Source organism: Enterococcus sp. AZ197, from assembly GCF_050556405.1.
GTDB classification, from domain to species: domain Bacteria; phylum Bacillota; class Bacilli; order Lactobacillales; family Enterococcaceae; genus Enterococcus; species Enterococcus faecalis.
This window is the reverse complement of sequence record NZ_CP187873.1, coordinates 1,134,237-1,151,847: the sequence shown is the minus strand read 5'-3', so window position 1 is coordinate 1,151,847 and position 17,611 is coordinate 1,134,237. Positions and strand designations below refer to the sequence as shown.

Sequence of the window (17,611 nt, the reverse complement as noted above, 5' to 3'; positions counted from 1 at the left end):
ATTTCCGCAAGCTTTTTCTTGTGTCTTATGCTCGATAACGTTCTACGCCATCTAAATAAGTGGCTGCTAATTCCATGGTTGGTTCTAATACGATAAAGTCAGCATCGCGACCATTTGCAATCATGCCACATTGATCATCAATTTTACAGCTGATCGCAGGAACTAATGAAGCCATCATAATTGCTTGTGCAGGTGTTGCAATACCCCAATCAACTACATTTTTAATTGCTTCTTTTAGTTTTAAAATACTTCCTGCTAAGTTCCCAGTATCCAAACGAGCCGTTCCTTCTGCTACCACAACAGGAAATTCACCTAAATTGTAGTTGCCATCTGGCATACCGCCAGCCATCATGCAGTCTGTAATTAACGCAACGTGATCATGGCCCGCTTTTTCCATCAATACTTCAGCCGCTTGCGGATGTACATGGTGTCCATCACAAATTAATTCAGAGAAAACGTGTTGTAACGTTAACAATGCACCAACCATCCCTGGTTCACGGTGATTTAAGCCACGCATCCCATTATATGCATGAACAAAAACGCTAGCGCCTGCTTCAACTGCCACATCAGCTTCTTCTAAGGTCGCATTACTATGGCCTAAAGCAACAACGACACCTTCATCTGTAACGGTTTCAACAAATTCTTTCACACCATTACGTTCTGGTGCCAACGCAATTTTCTTAATAATTCCGCCTGAAGCTTCTTGCCATTCGTGGAATGTATCAAGGTCTGGATCTCCAAAATAACTTGGATTTTGTGCGCCTTTATGTTCTTCAGTAAAGAAAGGTCCTTCAAAGTAAATCCCTTGAATTTTTGCACCAGGTACTTCTTGGTAGACTTGACCAATCGTACGTGCAACGTCTGTTAAACGTTCTTTACTTGAAGTTAACGTTGTTGGTAAAAATGAAGTTACACCACAAGATAATAAGCCTTCAGACATCACTTTAATGCCTTCTGCATCGTTATCCATTACGTCATGATTCATGTAACCATGAATATGAGTATCGACTAAACCTGGGGCAATCCATTTGCCTTCCTCACGAATAATTTTTACGTCCCCTTGCGGTTCATCTTTTGTATAATTACCAAAGATACCATCCGTGATTTCTAAATAACCAGGTCCTTTAACATCGCTTTTTAAAAAGAACTTGTCTGCAAAGATAAATGTTTTCATCTTCATCCTTCTTTCTTTATTTTACTTACTTCAAAAGTACTCTTAATCAGTACAAAAGTCAAGAAATGGTGTAGACCTTTTAAGCAATTCTGAGGATTTTTTAAAGATTGCCACTTTCCACATTTTTCATTTGTTGTGCTAAGTTTAAATAACGTTCTGCTTCTTCGTGTTTATTCTTTCTCATTAAAACTAAATATTTTAGATTTAATAATTCACTTAAATAATAATAACTATTTTTTTTGCGGGCCCAAGTAATTCCTTGATCCACATAAATTTCGGCATCTTTTTCTGTATAATTTTTAAATAAGAAATCAGCATAATTAAAAAATATTTTCGTTAATTCTGCATTACTGCGTTCATTTGGCAATTGATTAAAATAATGAATACTCAAACTTAAAAATCGTTCTGCTTCTACTCGATTGCCCATGTAACCATAAGTGGCACCTAGACAACTAATTAATTGAATCTCTAAATCAGAAACATTTAACTTATCAGCTTTATAGGTGAAAGATAACCCTTTACGCAAGCTAGCAATAGCTTTTTCATAATCATTTAGAACAAACAATTCACAACTACCTAAATAATAATAATATTTTTGCCAGTCCGTATCTAAATACAATTGTTCTTCAATACGATTTTCCTTTAAATAATTTAATAATAATTGATATTTTTTATGGCGAAAATATTCAGCCATTTTTTCAAATGAATACGTAACAACGTGCACATCACCAGATTTATAACGCATAATCTGGTCAACAGTCACACCTAAACGATCACAAAGTTGTTGCATTACGAGAACGTTTGGCAACTCTTCATTGTTTTCAATGCGACTTAAAACACTTTGCGAACAGATGTCTTCTGATAACATTTTCTGTGTCAATTTTCTATTTTTTCTAATTTCTTTAATAACTGCACCTAAAGAATTCATCACAATAGCTCCTATTTATATCGGCCATTTTCCTTGCAAAATGGGGATTTTGTCAAAATATGCGAATTCGCATTATGCTTTTATTGTACTTTATTGCATAATATACTGCAAGAACATTATCTAAGGTTTTCTTAGAAAATAAATAGGTTCATTTTTATTAAAAAGGAGTGTTATTGTATGGCCGAAGAGAAAAAGGTTCACTTCATTTGGGAAAAAACAAATTATTCAGGCTTTGTGGAGAAGGAGTATGAAAATTCTTATCTCATCGTAGTAGCAAATCCTAGTCCTGATATGGAAGAAAAATATACCAACCGAATGATTATTAGTAAAAAAGCATGTGAAACCGCAGAATAGTATTGTTGATAAAACAAGAACTACCAAAAAATAGCTTCGTTAGAGGCTATTTTTTGGTAGTTCTTTTATTTTTGTTTGTAGGTACTTAAAAATTCACGCATTTTATCTGCTGTAGTTTTTAAGTCTTCCATCTTCGGTAAATAAACAATACGGAAGTGATCTGGTTGTTGCCAGTTGAACCCACCACCATGGACTAATAAAATATGATGTTTGTGTAAGAAATCTAAAACAAATTTTTCATCATCATAAATGTCAAATTTGGCCGTATCAATTTTCGGGAAAATATAGAAAGCTGCTTTAGGCTTCACGGCTGATAAACCAGGAATATCATTTATCGCATTGTAAATAAATTCTCGTTGTTCGTAAATTCTGCCACCTGGTAAAAGTAAATCATCGACACTTTGATAGCCGCCTAATGCGGTTTGAATGATTTGTTGTGACAACACATTCGAGCATAACCGCATGGAAGCAAGCATATTTAGCCCTTCGATATACCCTTTTACTCGTGATTTATCTCCACTTAACACCATCCAACCGCATCGGAAGCCTGCCACTCGATGTGATTTTGACAAACCATTCAATGTTACGACAAATAAATCAGGTGCTAATGTAGCAATCGGTACATGAACCAAACCGTCCATGACCAAACGATCATAAATTTCATCGGAGTAAATAATTAAATCATTTTGACGTGCCACTTCGACAATTTCTAGTAATAACTCTTTCGGATATAAAGCACCAGTCGGATTATTTGGATTTATAATAACGATTGCTTTTGTATTCGAAGTTATTTTTGATTTTATATCATCAATGTCTGGATACCATTCTGCTTGCTCATCACAAATATAATGAACGGGCGTACCGCCCGCCAAAGAAACAGATGCAGTCCATAAAGGATAGTCTGGCATTGGCACAAGTACTTCATCGCCGTTATTTAACAAGCCTTGCATACACATGGTAATTAGTTCACTCACGCCATTACCAGTGTAAATATCATTAATCGTTACATTAGGAAATTTTTTTAATTGGCAATATTGTTCAATCGCTTTTCTTGCAGAAAAAATACCTTTTGAATCGGAATAACCTTCTGAATCGCGAACATTTACAATCATGTCGCGCACAATTTCATTTGGGGCATCAAAACCAAATGGCGCTGGATTCCCTGTATTTAATTTCAAAATACGTATGCCCTCTTCTTGCATGCGTTCTGCTTCTTCTAAAACAGGACCACGGACATCGTAACTTACGTTATTTAATTTATCAGATTTTTTAAAATTTCTCACACGGACTCCCTCGCTTCACAAATTTATACTCTAAAGTTACGCCAACTATAATGAAAAAGCAATAATAAATATCAGAATTTAATAAAAAATTGATGGTTTTTCCGTAATAAACAAGAGCGTGGGACAAAAATCACTTTGGATTTTTGCTCCACGCTCAAAAACTGATAAACGGCGGGAACAGAAGCAACTCCTTATTATTTCTCGGAGTTAAACACTTCTGTCCCGACCTCTTGTTATACTAGCTGATGCAGATGATGGGACTCGAACCCACACGGACATCTGTCCACATGACCCTCAATCATGCTTGTCTGCCAATTCCAACACATCTGCATTTTAAGAGCACTTATTTATCCTAAAATAATTACTGGTCTTTGTCAAGATAACAAAGACCAGAATCGTTAGATTTGTTCTTTTTTCGCTTGCCAGGACAAACGCCCATGACATTTTCCGCAGACATATCGTGTCGTATCAATTCGTCGTTTTCTGAGGATGACTTCTCCACAAGACTGACATTGGTACTGATGGAAAACTGCTTTTTTCCGTTCTACTAGAGGCGGTGCGTAACGGGCACCGCCAGTCTTAGCCAATAACTCTTTAAAGTCCTTATCTTTATGCTGATAGCCTTTGCCAGCTAAATGTAAATGATAGTGACATAACTCATGCTTAATGACTTTTTCCAGTTCCTCTTGTCCATACTTTAAAAAGACAGTTGGATTAAAATCCAGGTGATGCGAAGCTAAATGATAGCGACCGCCCGTAGTTTTTAACCGCCGATTAAATGTAGCTTGATGCAGAAAAGGTTTCTGAAAAAATACGATTGAAATTTTTTCCACTAGCGTTTGAAGCGCTTGATCTGTCATCAAGACTGGTTGAGACTCTTTCATTGTTACTCTTTTCTATCAGCCCGAGGCAACATGGTTAAACTAATACGCCCCTTTTTCAAGTCAACATCTTCTACCCAAACTGTGACTACATCCCCCACCGCAACAACATCCGTTGGGTGCTTAACAAATTTAGTACTTAACTTAGAAATGTGGACTAAGCCATCTTGCTTCACACCAATATCGACAAACGCGCCAAAGTCAATTACGTTTCGAACAGTCCCTTGCATTTCCATTCCTGGTTTCAAATCTTCCATCGTCAACACGTCTTTACGTAAAAGTGGCGCTGACATCTCATCGCGCATATCACGACCTGGTTGGATTAAACTAGCAATAATATCTGTGAGTGTTTCTGAACCTACTTCTAACTCAGTAGCTAATTGATTCACTGGTAACTGTTTCAATTTTTCGATAGCTTCTGCTGTCCCTAATTCTTTAGAAGCAATCTCTGCTTTTTCTAAAATTGCTTGTGCTACTGGATAACTTTCTGGGTGAATGCCAGTGTTATCTAACACATTTTTGCCATTAGGAATTCGTAAAAAGCCAATTGCTTGTTCAAATGCTTTTGGTCCTAAACGAGGTACTTTTTTGACTTGATTTCGTGCTGTAAAGACACCATTTTCATCACGATAAGTGACTAAGTTTTGCGCCGTTGTTTTATTTAAGCCAGAAATATGTTGTAAAAGTTGAGCACTCGCTGTATTCACATCAACACCAACTTGGTTTACCGCAGTTTCTACAACAAAATCCAATTGCTCGGCAAGACGTTTTTGCGATACGTCATGCTGATATTGACCGACCCCGACTGCTTTGGGATCAATTTTTACTAATTCTGCCAACGGATCTTGCAAACGACGTGCAATGCTGACCGCACTTCGTTCTTCGACTTGTAAATCAGGAAACTCTTTACGAGCCACTTCACTCGCAGAGTAAACGGAAGCCCCTGCTTCATTAACAATCACGTAAAAGACGTCCCGTTTCACCGCTTTTAATTGCTCTGCCACAAACAATTCAGATTCACGACTTGCCGTTCCGTTTCCAATAGCTACCATGTCCACTTGATAGTCTTCAATGATCTTTTTAAAGGCTGGACCAGCGGCTTCACGTTTCGCAGCAGTCGCTGGTTTATGTGGATAAATCACTTGAATTGCTAAAACTTTACCCGTTTCATCGACAACTGCTAATTTACAACCTGTCCGATAAGCCGGGTCAAATCCTAGAACAACTTTTCCTTTAAGTGGTGACTGTAATAATAAATTACGTAAATTTTCACCGAAAATTGCAATCGCTTGTTCATCAGCTTTTTCTGTTAATTCATTGCGGATCTCCCGTTCAATCGCTGGTCCAATAAATCGTTTATAGCTATCTAAATAAGCAGCCTCAATGTATGGAGCAGCAAAACTTGTTGCTTGTTTGCCGATTAGTTGACGTTGGAAATAATCATTAATTTTTGTTTCATCAGCGACAAGGGAAACCTTTAAAATGTCTTCTTTTTCACCACGATTCGTTGCTAAGACACGGTGCGGCACCATTTTGCTAACTGGTTCTGCAAAATCGTAATACATTTCATAGGTCCGCTTTTCGTCTTTTTCTTCGTCCTTAACTACGCTAACGTATTGCGCATGTTTAACCATATAATCACGTAACCATGTTCGGTATTTTGGTTCATCGCTAATACGTTCTGCTAAAATTTCATGAGCACCTTGCAAGGCTATCTCGGCGGTTGCAACTTCTTTTTCTTCATTAATAAAAGTAGCCGCTTTAGCTAAGATATCCGCGTTTTCAGGTAAAGAGAGCAACCAATCTGCTAATGGTTCCAACCCTTTTTCTTTCGCGATAGTCGCTTTAGTCCGACGTTTTTGTTTATATGGTCGATATAAATCTTCCACTTGTTGCATTTTTACTGCTTTTTGAATATCTGTTTTGAGTTCTTTTGTTAGTTTTCCTTGCTCTTCAATTAAACGGAGAACTTCTTCTTTCCGCTTTTTCAAGTTTTGTAAATAATGATAACGTTCTTCTATTTCACGGATTTGGACTTCATCTAAACTTCCAGTCATTTCTTTCCGGTAACGGGCAATAAAAGGAACTGTATTTCCTTCATTTAATAAAGTTAAAACCGTTGTTATTTGTTTTGAACGATACGTTGTCAATTCTTTTTGAAGTAGCGCTACTACTTCTTCGTTATAAGCTTCTGCCATTAACTAGATACCTCTTTTCTTATGCATACTTATCTATTTTAGCATATTTTTGCTTCTAAATATAGAAGTGAGGTAACTGATTCGTGCGATTAAGGAATCAAAATTCTGGTTGCCATGCAGGGGTGCGTTTTTGATATTCGATATCTTGGACAATGCCTTTTTCATTAAAAATCACACCATGCACAGAGCCACCAAAAATAGCACCACCATCTATCCCAATTTTTCCATCACTTTGCCAAAGGTCCGTGGTCTGCATATCACCATGTAACATCGGAGTAATGGTATGACCAAAAACAATGGTCTTGCCTGTATTATTTTTCCCTTGATGAAAGGGTTCGCGAATCCACAAAAAATCCTTAGGTGCTGTTTGTCGCCAATCTTCCATCGTTAAATCAACCCCAGCATGCACAAATAAGTAATGCTGCCATTCAAAATAAAGCGGTCGTTTTGTTAAAAAATCAACTAACTCTGGATAGCGACTACGGATCATTAAGGCCATTTCTGTTGGTGAGTATTCTGCAGTAGCTCCTGGATGCAAGAGACTTTCAATTGTTTCCTTGCCACCATTGCGAACATATCCTGCAAACCAGTCCTCTGGATTTTGAAGAAACTGCAAAAAATATTCTTCATGATTGCCTCGTAAATAAACAGCGTCGTGTTGCTCGACAAGTTCTTTTCCTTTGAGAAAACAGGCTTTAGAATGCGGACCACGGTCGTTTAAATCACCAATTAAAACTAGCTGATGCTCGACTGGGTCATAGTCTGTGAGTAAGGCATCAAACAAATCTGCTTGTCCATGAATATCACTGATTACATAAACATATGGTTTCATAAATAAGCCCTCCTAACTTGCTTATATTAAGTATACGCTAAATTTTAAAATATTCTCGTAAAATGTTTGGAAATAAAAAACGAAAATAGGACATAAGTCAAAACGACTTATGTCCCACTCTCTAAATCTTAAAATAATCAGTTGAACAAAAGCAGCACCTACAATTACTCGTTGCAATTTAGCCTTCGAGAGTGATGAACACTTGGAGCTAACTGCTTTTGTCTCTGACTCGTTTGGTTTATTTTTTCTTCTTACCGCCAAACGCATCTTTCATTTTATCAAAGAAGCCTTCTTCTTGTTGTTCAGTTACATTTTGTCCGCCAGCTTTTGCAAAAGCTCGTAGGGCATCCTTTTGTTCTTCATTAAGATTTTTTGGTGTTATTAATTTCACTTTCACGTGTTGATCACCATTGCCCCCACCACGTAAACGTGGCGCACCTTTGCCTCTTAAGCGGAAGTTTGTGCCAGTTTGTGTTCCAGCCGGAATTTTTAATTTCACGTCACCATGAACAGTTGGGACAGTTACTTCGTCCCCTAGAGCCGCTTGGACGAAACTTACTGGTAAATCATAGTAGATTTCTGCGCCATCTCGATCGAAAATATCACTATCTTCAACACGAAAGACTACATATAAATCACCATATGGTCCACCATTGGTACCCGCTTCTCCTTGGTTAGCTAAGCGCATTTGTTGACCGTCTTCTACTCCAGCAGGCACATTTACTTTGACAGTATGTGCTTTTTTCTCATGACCTGTGCCATGACAAGTTGGACATGGTTCTTTAATTTCTTTCCCTGTGCCATGACACACATCACAAGTTTGACGACTCATCATACGACCTAATGGCGTTTGACGTTCAACATTGATTGTTCCAGAGCCATGACATTTATGACAAGTTTCTGGGTGTGTGCCTGGTTTGGCGCCATTACCGCCACAGGTTGCACAAGTATCTTCTCGATTGTACTTAATCTCTTTTTCGACACCGAAAATAGCTTCTTCAAATTTCAATTGAATTGTATATTGTAAATCGGCGCCTTGTCTTGGTGCATTTGGATCAACAGAACGGCCACCGCCGCCACCAAAGAATGAATCGAAAATATCTTCGAATCCACCAAAACCACTACTGCTAAATCCGCCGCCACCGAAACCGCCAAAGCCACCAGCGCCGCCACCGTAATTAGGATCAGTTCCTGCATGGCCATATTGGTCATAGGCCGCTTTTTTCTGTGGATCACTTAATACTTCATACGCTTCAGAAACTTCTTTAAATTTTTCTTCCGCATCGGCTTCTTTGTTAATATCTGGATGGTACTTTTTGGAAAGTTTGCGGTATGCTTTTTTAATTTCATCATCTGAAGCACCTTTTGCTAATCCTAGCACTTCATAATAATCTCGTTTCGTCGCCATTGACTTCCCTCCAACTTTCTTCAAACTTTACAATGTGTTTAGAACCAGCCAAATTCATCGATTGCTTTCGGTCTCTCTGGTTGGATTATCTGTCACACCTTGAATCAGTGTTACTAGCTGTGAATAGGTATTTTCAGCTTGTTTAACATCGTTGTAATCATACCACAGTTCTTTCAAAACCTAAATAGTTTCTTGCTAACTTGATTGTGGTTGATTTTCTCACAAAAGACAAGGGACTGGGACATTAGTCATTGTACTAATGATCCAGTCCCTAAAATCAATTGTTATTGATTATTTGTCATCACCATTTACTTCTTCAAAATCAGCATCAACAACATCATCAGCGCCACCTTGGGCAGCTTCAGGATTTTCTTGTGCTTGTTGTTGCGCAGCTTGTTCGTAAAGTTTTACTGTTAAGTTTTGGACGATTTCATTCAATGAATCACGTTTTGCTTTCATTTGTTCGATATCGTTTGCTTCGATGGCTGCTTTTAATTCATCACGCGCATCTTCTGCTTTTTTCACTTCTTCAGCATCTACTTTGCCTTCTAATTCTTTCAATGTTTTATCAACAGTGAATAATAAAGCATCTGCATCGTTACGTAAGTCAACTTCTTCTTTACGTTGTTTATCTGCTTCAGCGTTTGCTTCAGCATCTTTCACCATACGTTCGATTTCATCATCAGATAAACCTGAAGAAGATTTAATCGTGATTGTTTGTTCCTTTTGAGTGCCTAAGTCTTTCGCACGAACATTTACAATCCCGTTTTTATCAATGTCAAAGCTTACTTCAATTTGTGGCACACCACGAGGAGCCGCAGGAATATCTGTTAATTGGAAACGACCTAATGTTTTATTATCAGCGGCCATTGGACGTTCACCTTGTAAAACGTGAATATCAACAGCTGGTTGATTGTCAGCAGCAGTTGAGAATACTTGTGATTTACTTGTTGGAATCGTAGTGTTACGATCAATTAATTTTGTAAATACGCCACCCATTGTTTCAATCCCTAATGACAACGGTGTTACGTCTAATAAGACAACGTCTTTAACATCACCAGTGATTACGCCACCTTGGATTGCAGCACCCATTGCTACTACTTCGTCAGGGTTAACTGATTTGTTTGGTTCTTTGTTTGTTTCTTTGCGAACAGCTTCAACTACAGCTGGAATACGTGTTGAACCACCAACTAGGATAACTTCGTCGATTTCAGAAGGATTTAATCCAGCATCTTTCAAGGCTTGACGTACTGGTACTTTTGTACGTTCAACTAAATCACTTGTTAATTCATCAAATTTTGCACGAGTTAAGTTCATTTCTAAGTGCAATGGTCCTGCTTCGCCAGCAGTAATAAATGGCAAGCTGATTTGTGTGCTTGTTACACCTGATAAGTCTTTTTTCGCTTTTTCAGCAGCATCTTTCAAACGTTGTAATGCCATTTTATCGTTAGCTAAGTCAATGCCATTTTCTTTTTTAAATTCTGCAACCATGTAGTCAATGATTTTATTATCAAAGTCATCCCCACCTAGGTTGTTATCACCGGCTGTTGATAATACATCGAAAACGCCATCGCCTAATTCAAGGATTGACACGTCGAATGTACCACCACCAAGGTCAAAGACAAGAATTTTTTCATCTTTGTCTGTTTTATCTAAGCCATAAGCTAAAGCTGCTGCTGTTGGTTCGTTAACGATCCGTTCTACTTCTAAACCAGCAATTTTACCAGCATCTTTTGTTGCTTGACGTTGCGCATCGTTGAAATATGCAGGAACTGTAATAACTGCTTTTTCAACTTTTTCACCTAAATAGTCTTCAGCAAAACCTTTTAAATATTGTAAGATCATTGCAGAAACTTCTTGTGGTGTATATGATTTTCCTTCAACATCAACTTTGTAGCCAGCTTCACCCATGTGACGTTTAATAGATGAAATCGTGTTAGGATTTGTAACAGCTTGACGTTTTGCTACTTCGCCCACTTGAATTTCACCGTTTTTGAATGAAACGACCGAAGGAGTTGTGCGGTTACCTTCTGGGTTTGCAATAATTTTCGCTTCGCCGCCTTCTAGCACTGCGACAGCTGAGTTTGTTGTTCCTAAGTCAATACCAATAATTTTACTCATAGTGAATATCTCCAATCTGTATTAGTTTTCTATAATAATATATTTTTAATTAACGTTTGTTATTGTGCAACAATGACCATTGATGGTCGTAACACACGATCTTGTAATTTGTACCCTTTTTGTAGAACTTCAACAATGGTATCTGCTGGGGTTTCTTCAGAAGCAGGGACTGTTTGAACGGCTTGATGTAAATTTGGATCAAAGGTTTCACCCATTGCTGGGATTTCTTCTATTCCTTCTTCTTTTAAAGCCACAGTAATACTTTCTAGCACCATCGAAATACCTTTTTTCAAGCTTTCGCCTTGTTCATCTGATACTTCAATGGCCATTGCTCGTTCTAAATTATCAATGGATGGTAAAATCTTTTTACCTAAATCTTGTGAGCGGTAACGAACTAATAATTCTCGTTCGTTTTTATTTCGATTGCTCATATTAGCAATTTCGGCTCTTGCCCGCAAGAACTTGTCTTCCATTTCGGAAAGCTCTGCTTTAAGATTTTCAATCTCTGTTGCTTCAACTTCTACTTCAGAAACGCCAGCAGCATCAACAGCTTCCATTTCTTCTTGTAATTCTTCTTGCTTCTCTTCTTTTTTACTCACTTCAGCAACTTCCTTTCTCTTTATGCATCTACTTCTTATCCTAACAAGGTTTGCTTAATTACCTAAAAAACGGTAATAGTCACCTAGTTGTGAAGCTAGCTCATGTCGAAACGTGTCTACCAAACCGAATATTTTTGAATACGGCATACTGGTTGGTCCTAGCAGGGCAATTGTTCCTTTGCCATGTCCTGATACTTCATACGTAGCAGTGATCATGCTCATATCTTCTAAGAGATTGTTGCCAATTTCTGAGCCGATACGAAAAACAATTGGATTTTCTGTTGTTGCAGAACCATTTAATAAATGCGTCAGCTCATCAGAATTTTGCATAAAGGAATAGACAGATTTCAATTGTTCAATATCTTGTTTGATGCCAAAATCTAACAAATTCATGCGACCACCGACAAAGACTTTTTCTTCAAAGGCATGTCCTAACATCTCATCGAATAAGTTCATCATTCCTTCTGGTGTTTGGAAATAGCGATGTAAAATCATCGGAATCTCCGTCCGCAAACGATGATAAACGGTCAACAAAGGTTGTCCAACCAACTTATCATTGATGATTTGTGTCATTTTTTCAAGATCTTGGCTAGAAACAGCGGCAGGAATGGCAAATACTTGGTTTTCAACATTGCCTTTATCTGTCACTATAATAGCAAGGACTTGCCGATCATTCAAAGGAACCATTCGAAAGCCGGTTAATTTCCGTTCTTTCACTTCAGGTCCTAATGAAAAAGCAGTATAACTTGTCAATTCTGATAGAATTTCAGCTGATTGTCGAATAATATCATTAATCTCATGAAATTCTTTTCCAAAAGATTGACGGATCCTTCTAAGTTCGTTCTCTTCTACTTGTGTTGGTTGTAAAAGATGATCCACGTAGTAACGATAACCAGCCATTGAGGGGATTCGCCCTGAAGAAGAATGGGTCTTAGCTAATAAGCCGTATTCTTCTAATGCTTTCATATCATTACGAATTGTGGCAGAACTAGAGGCAATGCCATCCTCCATCAATTTCTTAGAACCGACAGGTAAGCCCGTGTTCGTGTAATTTTGGATGATAAGTCTCAAGATATTTTGTTGTCTTTCTGTAATCATCGTTATTACCACCCTTCATTAGCACTCTTAACATCTAAGTGCTAACTACATATACTAATATAACAAGTCCTTACCTTTTTGTCAAGGGAAATACGCAACTTTTTAGCACTCTTCACGCAAGAGTGCTAATCGCTGCAAACCACCTCCAAAAACCATCAATACCAACTTTTGTAATAAAAAAATCATCGAAATGCTTTGTCACACTTCGATGATTTTTTTATTTTTTTACTCTTTTTCACTTAACAAAAATGCTTCAAAAACATTATTCCCCACAAATAGTCCTTTTTTCGTTAAACGTAAGATATCTGCTTCTTCAATTAATAATTCTTCTTTGATTAAGCGTTGAATGACCTCTCCATAAATTGCTTCAATTGGTTCCTGAAATTTTTGTTGGAATTTTTGTTTAGAAATGCCTACTTTTTTACGTAAGCCTAAAAATAGCTCTTCTTCTATTTGATTTAGACGAGTTAATTCTTCAGTCTCCACAATTGGCAATTGATTTTCTCGCAAGGGTTTCAAATAATGTTGGATTGGACCGTGATTTTTGTAACGAGTTTGCCCAAGATAGCCGCTGGCACCTGCGCCAAATCCATAGTAGTGGTCATTATTCCAATAAGCCAGATTATGCTGGCTTTCTTTTCCTGTTAAAGCAAAATTACTGACTTCATATTGGTGACGTCCTTTTTTCTCCATTGCTTCAATCGTTTCGTCAAACATTTGTGCTTCGATTTCTTCTTCAGGCAGCTGTAACCGTCCTTGACGAACCCAGTTCATGAACATTGTTTTATTTTCAAGAATTAATGAATAAAGCGAATAGTGCGGCAAGTCCAATGCTAAGGCTCTTGTCAAAGTATCGCGAAAACTTTCCAATGTTTGTCCAGGTAAAGCATAGATTAAGTCAATACTGACATTGGTAAAATTTTCTTTCTCTAAAAATTTCATTGTTTCATAAACATCTGCGGCGGTGTGCTTGCGACCGATTTTTTTGAGCAAGCGATCATCAAATGTCTGAACGCCCATCGAAAGACGATTGACGCCATAGTTTTTCATGACTTGTAATTTTTCTTGGGTTAAATCACCAGGGTTTGCTTCCACCGTAAATTCATTTCGGTCATCAAACGTTAGCTGTTCGCGAACCCCTTTTAGTAGCACATCTAACTGTTTCGCTGATAATGAAGTTGGCGTGCCTCCGCCAATATAGATGGTTTTCATTTCTTGTTCTGGATACAATGCTTGCGTAAGTTGAATTTCTTTTAATAAACTCTGAATATATTCATCAACTGGTTGTCCTTCTAAAAAGACCTTGTTAAAATCGCAATAATAACAAATATGCTCACAAAATGGAATATGAATATAGGCCGACCGATCGAACATCGGCGTTGAAGTTGAAAGTTGGTTTGTTTTGGTCATTAGCTCGTTTTATCTCCTTATTACCAAAAAGCTCGTTCTTTTTGGAAAGTCTCTACTAGCCATACTAACTGTAAATGACAAATAAATCCATAAAAAAATTCGCACAGTCACTTAAAACAACAACGAGGAGCTGTCATAAAAACCGACACCTCCTCAACCTTGAAAGAAAAGTAAAAAAATTTTTCTATATATAATAGTACAAATCAGTTACAGTAATTGACCGTAACGTTTGACGTATAAAACTTTAATGAACGCAACCAGTGCTAAATAAGCAACAATTGTCGGGATTAAATACAAGAAATAGCTTGGTGATAAACCGACAAATCCTAGTTCTGCACCGAAAGCGGTAAAGGGTAAAACAGTTCCGAGAACAATCCCTGCTGTAGTGACTAACGTCATAATTCCAGAAGCACTACTTTGAAGGAAAGGCATTTTTTCTGTTCGTAGGAAATGCAAGACGAGCATTTGGGACCATAAGGACTCAATGAACCATCCTGCATGGAAAATACCGATAAAGAGCAATTGATCTGCTCCATTTAATTCAAAGAATGAGCCACCTAGGATAGCCGGACACACAATGAAATACATAAATAAATAGGTAACAATATCAAAAATAGAACTCGTTGGACCAAACCAACGCATAAAATTACCAATTGATTTTGGTTCCCATTTTTTTGGTTTTTCTACGTATTCTTCATCTACTTTGTCCCAAGGAACTGACATACACGAAGTATCGTAAATTAGATTTAATAATAGCGATTGAATCGGAGCAATCGGTAAAAATGGTAAAAAGATACTTGCTGGGATCACGGAAAAAACATTGCCAAAATTAGAACTTGCTGTTAATTTGACGTACTTCATCGTGTTCGTAAACACGCGCCGTCCAGATAAAATTCCTTTTTCCAAAACCATTAAATCTTTTCTCAATAAAATTACATCCGCCGATTCTTTCGCCACATCGACAGCTGTATCAACAGAGATTCCTACATCAGCAGCACGCATTGCTCCAGCATCATTTATTCCATCACCTAAAAAGCCAACAGTTTGACCATTTTCAGTTAACGCATTTACAATACGAACTTTTTGGTCAGGCGTAATTTTGGCGAAAATATTATACGCTTGAACGGTTTTTCTTAATTCTTCTTGGTTTAATTGTTGAAGTTCATTTCCTGTAATAATTTTTTCGCCAGCCAGACCAACTTCTTTACAAACAGAATGCGTCACATACTGATTGTCCCCCGTTAATACTTTCACAGCTACATTATGTTGATGCAAGGCGTGAATAGCTGCCGCTGCTGTTTCTTTTGGCGGATCCAAGAAGGCAAGATAACCTTGTAAAATCAACTCTGATTCATCTTTAGTTGTATACTCCCATTCAGCCGCTTCGACTTTTTTATCGGCAATTGCTAGAACGCGCAAACCATCTCGATTTAAAGCTTCAACGTCTTTGGTAATTTTTTGACGCAGCGTCTCTGTTAAGGGCACAATTTCGCCATCTAAAAGTACCTGTGTGCAGACCAAGAGCATTTCTTCAACCGCACCTTTGGTAATTAAGCGTGTTTCTCGCGTTTTAAACTCTTTGATAATCACGCTCATTCGACGTCGATTGAAATCGAAAGGAATTTCATCTACTTTATAAAAATCATCTGATTGTATATCACTTTCTTGTGTCGCCGCTTGAATAACGGCGTTATCCATTAAATTACGCAAACCTGTTTGAAAATAACTGTTTAGAAATGCTAAATCCAAGACTTTTTGATCTTCTTGGCACCCAATATTATAGTGGTATTCTAAAATTACTTTATCTTGTGTTAAGGTACCTGTTTTATCCGTACAAAGTACATCCATCCCGCCAAAATTTTGAATGGCATTGACATTTTTCATAATCGTGCCTTCTTTAGCCATTTCTCGAGAACCTTTGACTAAATTGGTTGTTACAATCATAGGTAACATTTCTGGTGTCAAGCCGACAGCTGTGGCAATCGCAAACATTAACGCTTCCACCCAATCACCTTTTGTTAACCCATTAATTAGAAAAACAGTTGGCGTAATGACCAACATAAAGCGAATCAGCACCCACGTTGTTTTATTAATTCCTGTTTCAAAACTCGTCTGCTGCTGCTCTTCTCCGTTATCAGAAGCCATCCGTCCGAATAAAGTTTGATTACCAACTTTAATGACAATGCCCAAACCAGTGCCACTAATGACATTTGTTCCTAAAAACAAAAGATTGTCATATTCTGTATCAATTTGATCACTATCTTTTTGATGAGTCGCGTGTTTTTCAATGGGAAAACTCTCTCCAGTCAAGGATGATTGGGAAACAAATAAGTCCTTAGATTGGATTAAACGTAAATCGGCTGGAATCATATCGCCAGCGGATAGTTGGACTAAGTCGCCACACACAACTTCCTCAATAGGAATTTCCATTTGCTTCTTGTCACGAATGACTGTCGCTGTAACTTTAATCATATTTTGTAATTTTTCAACTGCATTGCTTGATTTGACTGATTGTACAAAACTCATCGTGCCGCTTAAGATGACCATCGCTAACATAATTAACACGCCAGTAACATCTTTTTCCTCTGGCGCAGCATAGACATATTCTGTAAAAAATGAAATCGTGGCTAGTGCTAATAACACCAAAGTAAACGGCGTGATATACGATTTTATAAAAAGTCGCAGCCGTGAAGCTTTTTTTTCATTCATAATTTTGTTGCGGCCATAACGTTCTTGTAATTCTTCAATATCTTGGTGTTTAATGCCATCCCAAGTTGAGCCGAAACGTTGTAAAACTTTTTCTGCTTCTGAGTGGGCAAACTTTTTGTAACTATAGTCATGGCCCAAGTGACGCATTTTCTTTTCCATTTTCTTTCACCTCATTTATCTGTTGTTGACTTGAATTGACGATCGGTTCATCTTCCATTTTCCTCACCCTTTCCACAAAAAAAGACACGCTGAAAACTCAACGTGTCAAAGAATAATCGTTCTTATCGTTGAGCTTTAGCACTATACAACGTAAAAAGCGATTGCTTTTAGCTACCTTAAGAAAAGCCTTCATTCGACAGTTCCTGTTCTACCCATTGGCGTCTCTCGACATTTTTGGGCAGTAGCCTATGTTTGTATAGGAGCCTCACCTAACAAATCTTATTTAATTACAACAGCAAGTATAATTCTTCCTTGAAAAAATAACGATATAGAAAAAGTTTTTAGTAGATAACTTTTTGTCCATTCAGTAACAAAAAGAAAAATAATCCGCTTATTTACTATGGTTTTCTGGTATGATTCGTATTTATTCATAGAATCATAACTGGTTAAATTAATC

The 17,611-nt window shown here is 37.6% G+C and carries 14 protein-coding genes, 1 tRNA gene and 1 riboswitch; of the genes, 1 reads left to right on the top strand and 14 read right to left on the bottom strand.

Going from position 1 to position 17,611, the window contains the following annotated elements:
- Positions 1–25: 25 nt before the first annotated feature.
- Positions 26–1,174, bottom strand: a complete 1,149-nt coding sequence (gene nagA, locus IGK82_RS05690) for an N-acetylglucosamine-6-phosphate deacetylase (RefSeq protein WP_002357814.1) — start codon at positions 1,172–1,174, stop codon at positions 26–28.
- A gap of 100 nt (positions 1,175–1,274) precedes the next feature.
- A complete protein-coding gene (locus IGK82_RS05685; RefSeq protein WP_002381942.1) occupies positions 1,275–2,102 on the bottom strand; it encodes a helix-turn-helix domain-containing protein in 828 nt (275 codons plus the stop codon).
- 177 nt (positions 2,103–2,279) lie between these two features.
- Here IGK82_RS05685 and IGK82_RS05680 point away from each other — a divergent pair, with 177 nt between their 5' ends.
- A complete protein-coding gene (locus IGK82_RS05680) occupies positions 2,280–2,456 on the top strand; it encodes a hypothetical protein (RefSeq protein ID WP_002357816.1) in 177 nt (58 codons plus the stop codon).
- 65 nt (positions 2,457–2,521) lie between these two features.
- On the opposite strand, the gene IGK82_RS05675 is transcribed toward IGK82_RS05680, so the two are convergent.
- From IGK82_RS05675 to mgtA, 12 genes are all read right to left on the bottom strand, one after another.
- Positions 2,522–3,739 (bottom strand): pyridoxal phosphate-dependent aminotransferase, encoded by a 1,218-nt coding sequence (locus IGK82_RS05675; RefSeq protein ID WP_002357817.1) that lies wholly within the window; start codon positions 3,737–3,739, stop codon positions 2,522–2,524.
- A gap of 246 nt (positions 3,740–3,985) precedes the next feature.
- Positions 3,986–4,069: transfer RNA gene (locus IGK82_RS05670), tRNA-Leu, on the bottom strand.
- Positions 4,070–4,137: 68 nt separating this feature from the next.
- Positions 4,138–4,599, bottom strand: a complete 462-nt coding sequence (locus IGK82_RS05665) for a SprT family protein (protein ID WP_002365561.1) — start codon at positions 4,597–4,599, stop codon at positions 4,138–4,140.
- Between the two features lie 26 nt (positions 4,600–4,625).
- Positions 4,626–6,818, bottom strand: a complete 2,193-nt coding sequence (locus tag IGK82_RS05660; protein WP_002360465.1) for a Tex family protein — start codon at positions 6,816–6,818, stop codon at positions 4,626–4,628.
- A gap of 97 nt (positions 6,819–6,915) precedes the next feature.
- Positions 6,916–7,650 (bottom strand): metallophosphoesterase family protein, encoded by a 735-nt coding sequence (locus IGK82_RS05655; RefSeq protein ID WP_002361705.1) that lies wholly within the window; start codon positions 7,648–7,650, stop codon positions 6,916–6,918.
- 238 nt (positions 7,651–7,888) lie between these two features.
- A complete protein-coding gene (dnaJ, locus tag IGK82_RS05650; RefSeq protein WP_002357822.1) occupies positions 7,889–9,058 on the bottom strand; it encodes a molecular chaperone DnaJ in 1,170 nt (389 codons plus the stop codon).
- 54 nt (positions 9,059–9,112) lie between these two features.
- Positions 9,113–9,235 carry a hypothetical protein gene (locus tag IGK82_RS05645; RefSeq protein WP_002357824.1) on the bottom strand — a complete coding sequence of 41 codons (123 nt, stop codon included), beginning with the start codon at positions 9,233–9,235 and terminating at the stop codon, positions 9,113–9,115.
- A gap of 114 nt (positions 9,236–9,349) precedes the next feature.
- Positions 9,350–11,179 (bottom strand): molecular chaperone DnaK, encoded by a 1,830-nt coding sequence (gene dnaK, locus IGK82_RS05640; protein ID WP_002357825.1) that lies wholly within the window; start codon positions 11,177–11,179, stop codon positions 9,350–9,352.
- A gap of 59 nt (positions 11,180–11,238) precedes the next feature.
- Positions 11,239–11,778, bottom strand: a complete 540-nt coding sequence (gene grpE, locus IGK82_RS05635) for a nucleotide exchange factor GrpE (RefSeq protein WP_002357827.1) — start codon at positions 11,776–11,778, stop codon at positions 11,239–11,241.
- A 54-nt stretch (positions 11,779–11,832) separates the two neighbouring features.
- A complete protein-coding gene (gene hrcA, locus IGK82_RS05630; protein WP_002357828.1) occupies positions 11,833–12,876 on the bottom strand; it encodes a heat-inducible transcriptional repressor HrcA in 1,044 nt (347 codons plus the stop codon).
- 225 nt (positions 12,877–13,101) lie between these two features.
- A complete protein-coding gene (gene hemW, locus IGK82_RS05625; protein ID WP_002360468.1) occupies positions 13,102–14,250 on the bottom strand; it encodes a radical SAM family heme chaperone HemW in 1,149 nt (382 codons plus the stop codon).
- Positions 14,251–14,493: 243 nt separating this feature from the next.
- On the bottom strand, positions 14,494–17,154 hold the full coding sequence (mgtA, locus tag IGK82_RS05620; protein ID WP_002384633.1) for a magnesium-translocating P-type ATPase: 2,661 nt from the start codon (positions 17,152–17,154) through the stop codon (positions 14,494–14,496).
- A 113-nt stretch (positions 17,155–17,267) separates the two neighbouring features.
- Positions 17,268–17,438: riboswitch (M-box (ykoK) riboswitch) on the bottom strand.
- Between the last annotated feature and the right edge of the window lie 173 nt (positions 17,439–17,611).

Coding starts and splice junctions, on each gene's coding strand:
- mgtA (WP_002384633.1), bottom strand. CDS start 17,154: ATGGAAAAGAAAATGCGTCACTTGGGCCATGACTATAGTTACAAAAAG.
- IGK82_RS05680 (WP_002357816.1), top strand. CDS start 2,280: ATGGCCGAAGAGAAAAAGGTTCACTTCATTTGGGAAAAAACAAATTAT.
- dnaK (WP_002357825.1), bottom strand. CDS start 11,179: ATGAGTAAAATTATTGGTATTGACTTAGGAACAACAAACTCAGCTGTC.
- IGK82_RS05655 (WP_002361705.1), bottom strand. CDS start 7,650: ATGAAACCATATGTTTATGTAATCAGTGATATTCATGGACAAGCAGAT.
- nagA (WP_002357814.1), bottom strand. CDS start 1,174: ATGAAAACATTTATCTTTGCAGACAAGTTCTTTTTAAAAAGCGATGTT.
- hrcA (WP_002357828.1), bottom strand. CDS start 12,876: ATGATTACAGAAAGACAACAAAATATCTTGAGACTTATCATCCAAAAT.
- IGK82_RS05665 (WP_002365561.1), bottom strand. CDS start 4,599: ATGACAGATCAAGCGCTTCAAACGCTAGTGGAAAAAATTTCAATCGTA.
- IGK82_RS05660 (WP_002360465.1), bottom strand. CDS start 6,818: ATGGCAGAAGCTTATAACGAAGAAGTAGTAGCGCTACTTCAAAAAGAA.
- hemW (WP_002360468.1), bottom strand. CDS start 14,250: ATGTTCGATCGGTCGGCCTATATTCATATTCCATTTTGTGAGCATATT.
- IGK82_RS05685 (WP_002381942.1), bottom strand. CDS start 2,102: ATGAATTCTTTAGGTGCAGTTATTAAAGAAATTAGAAAAAATAGAAAA.
- dnaJ (WP_002357822.1), bottom strand. CDS start 9,058: ATGGCGACGAAACGAGATTATTATGAAGTGCTAGGATTAGCAAAAGGT.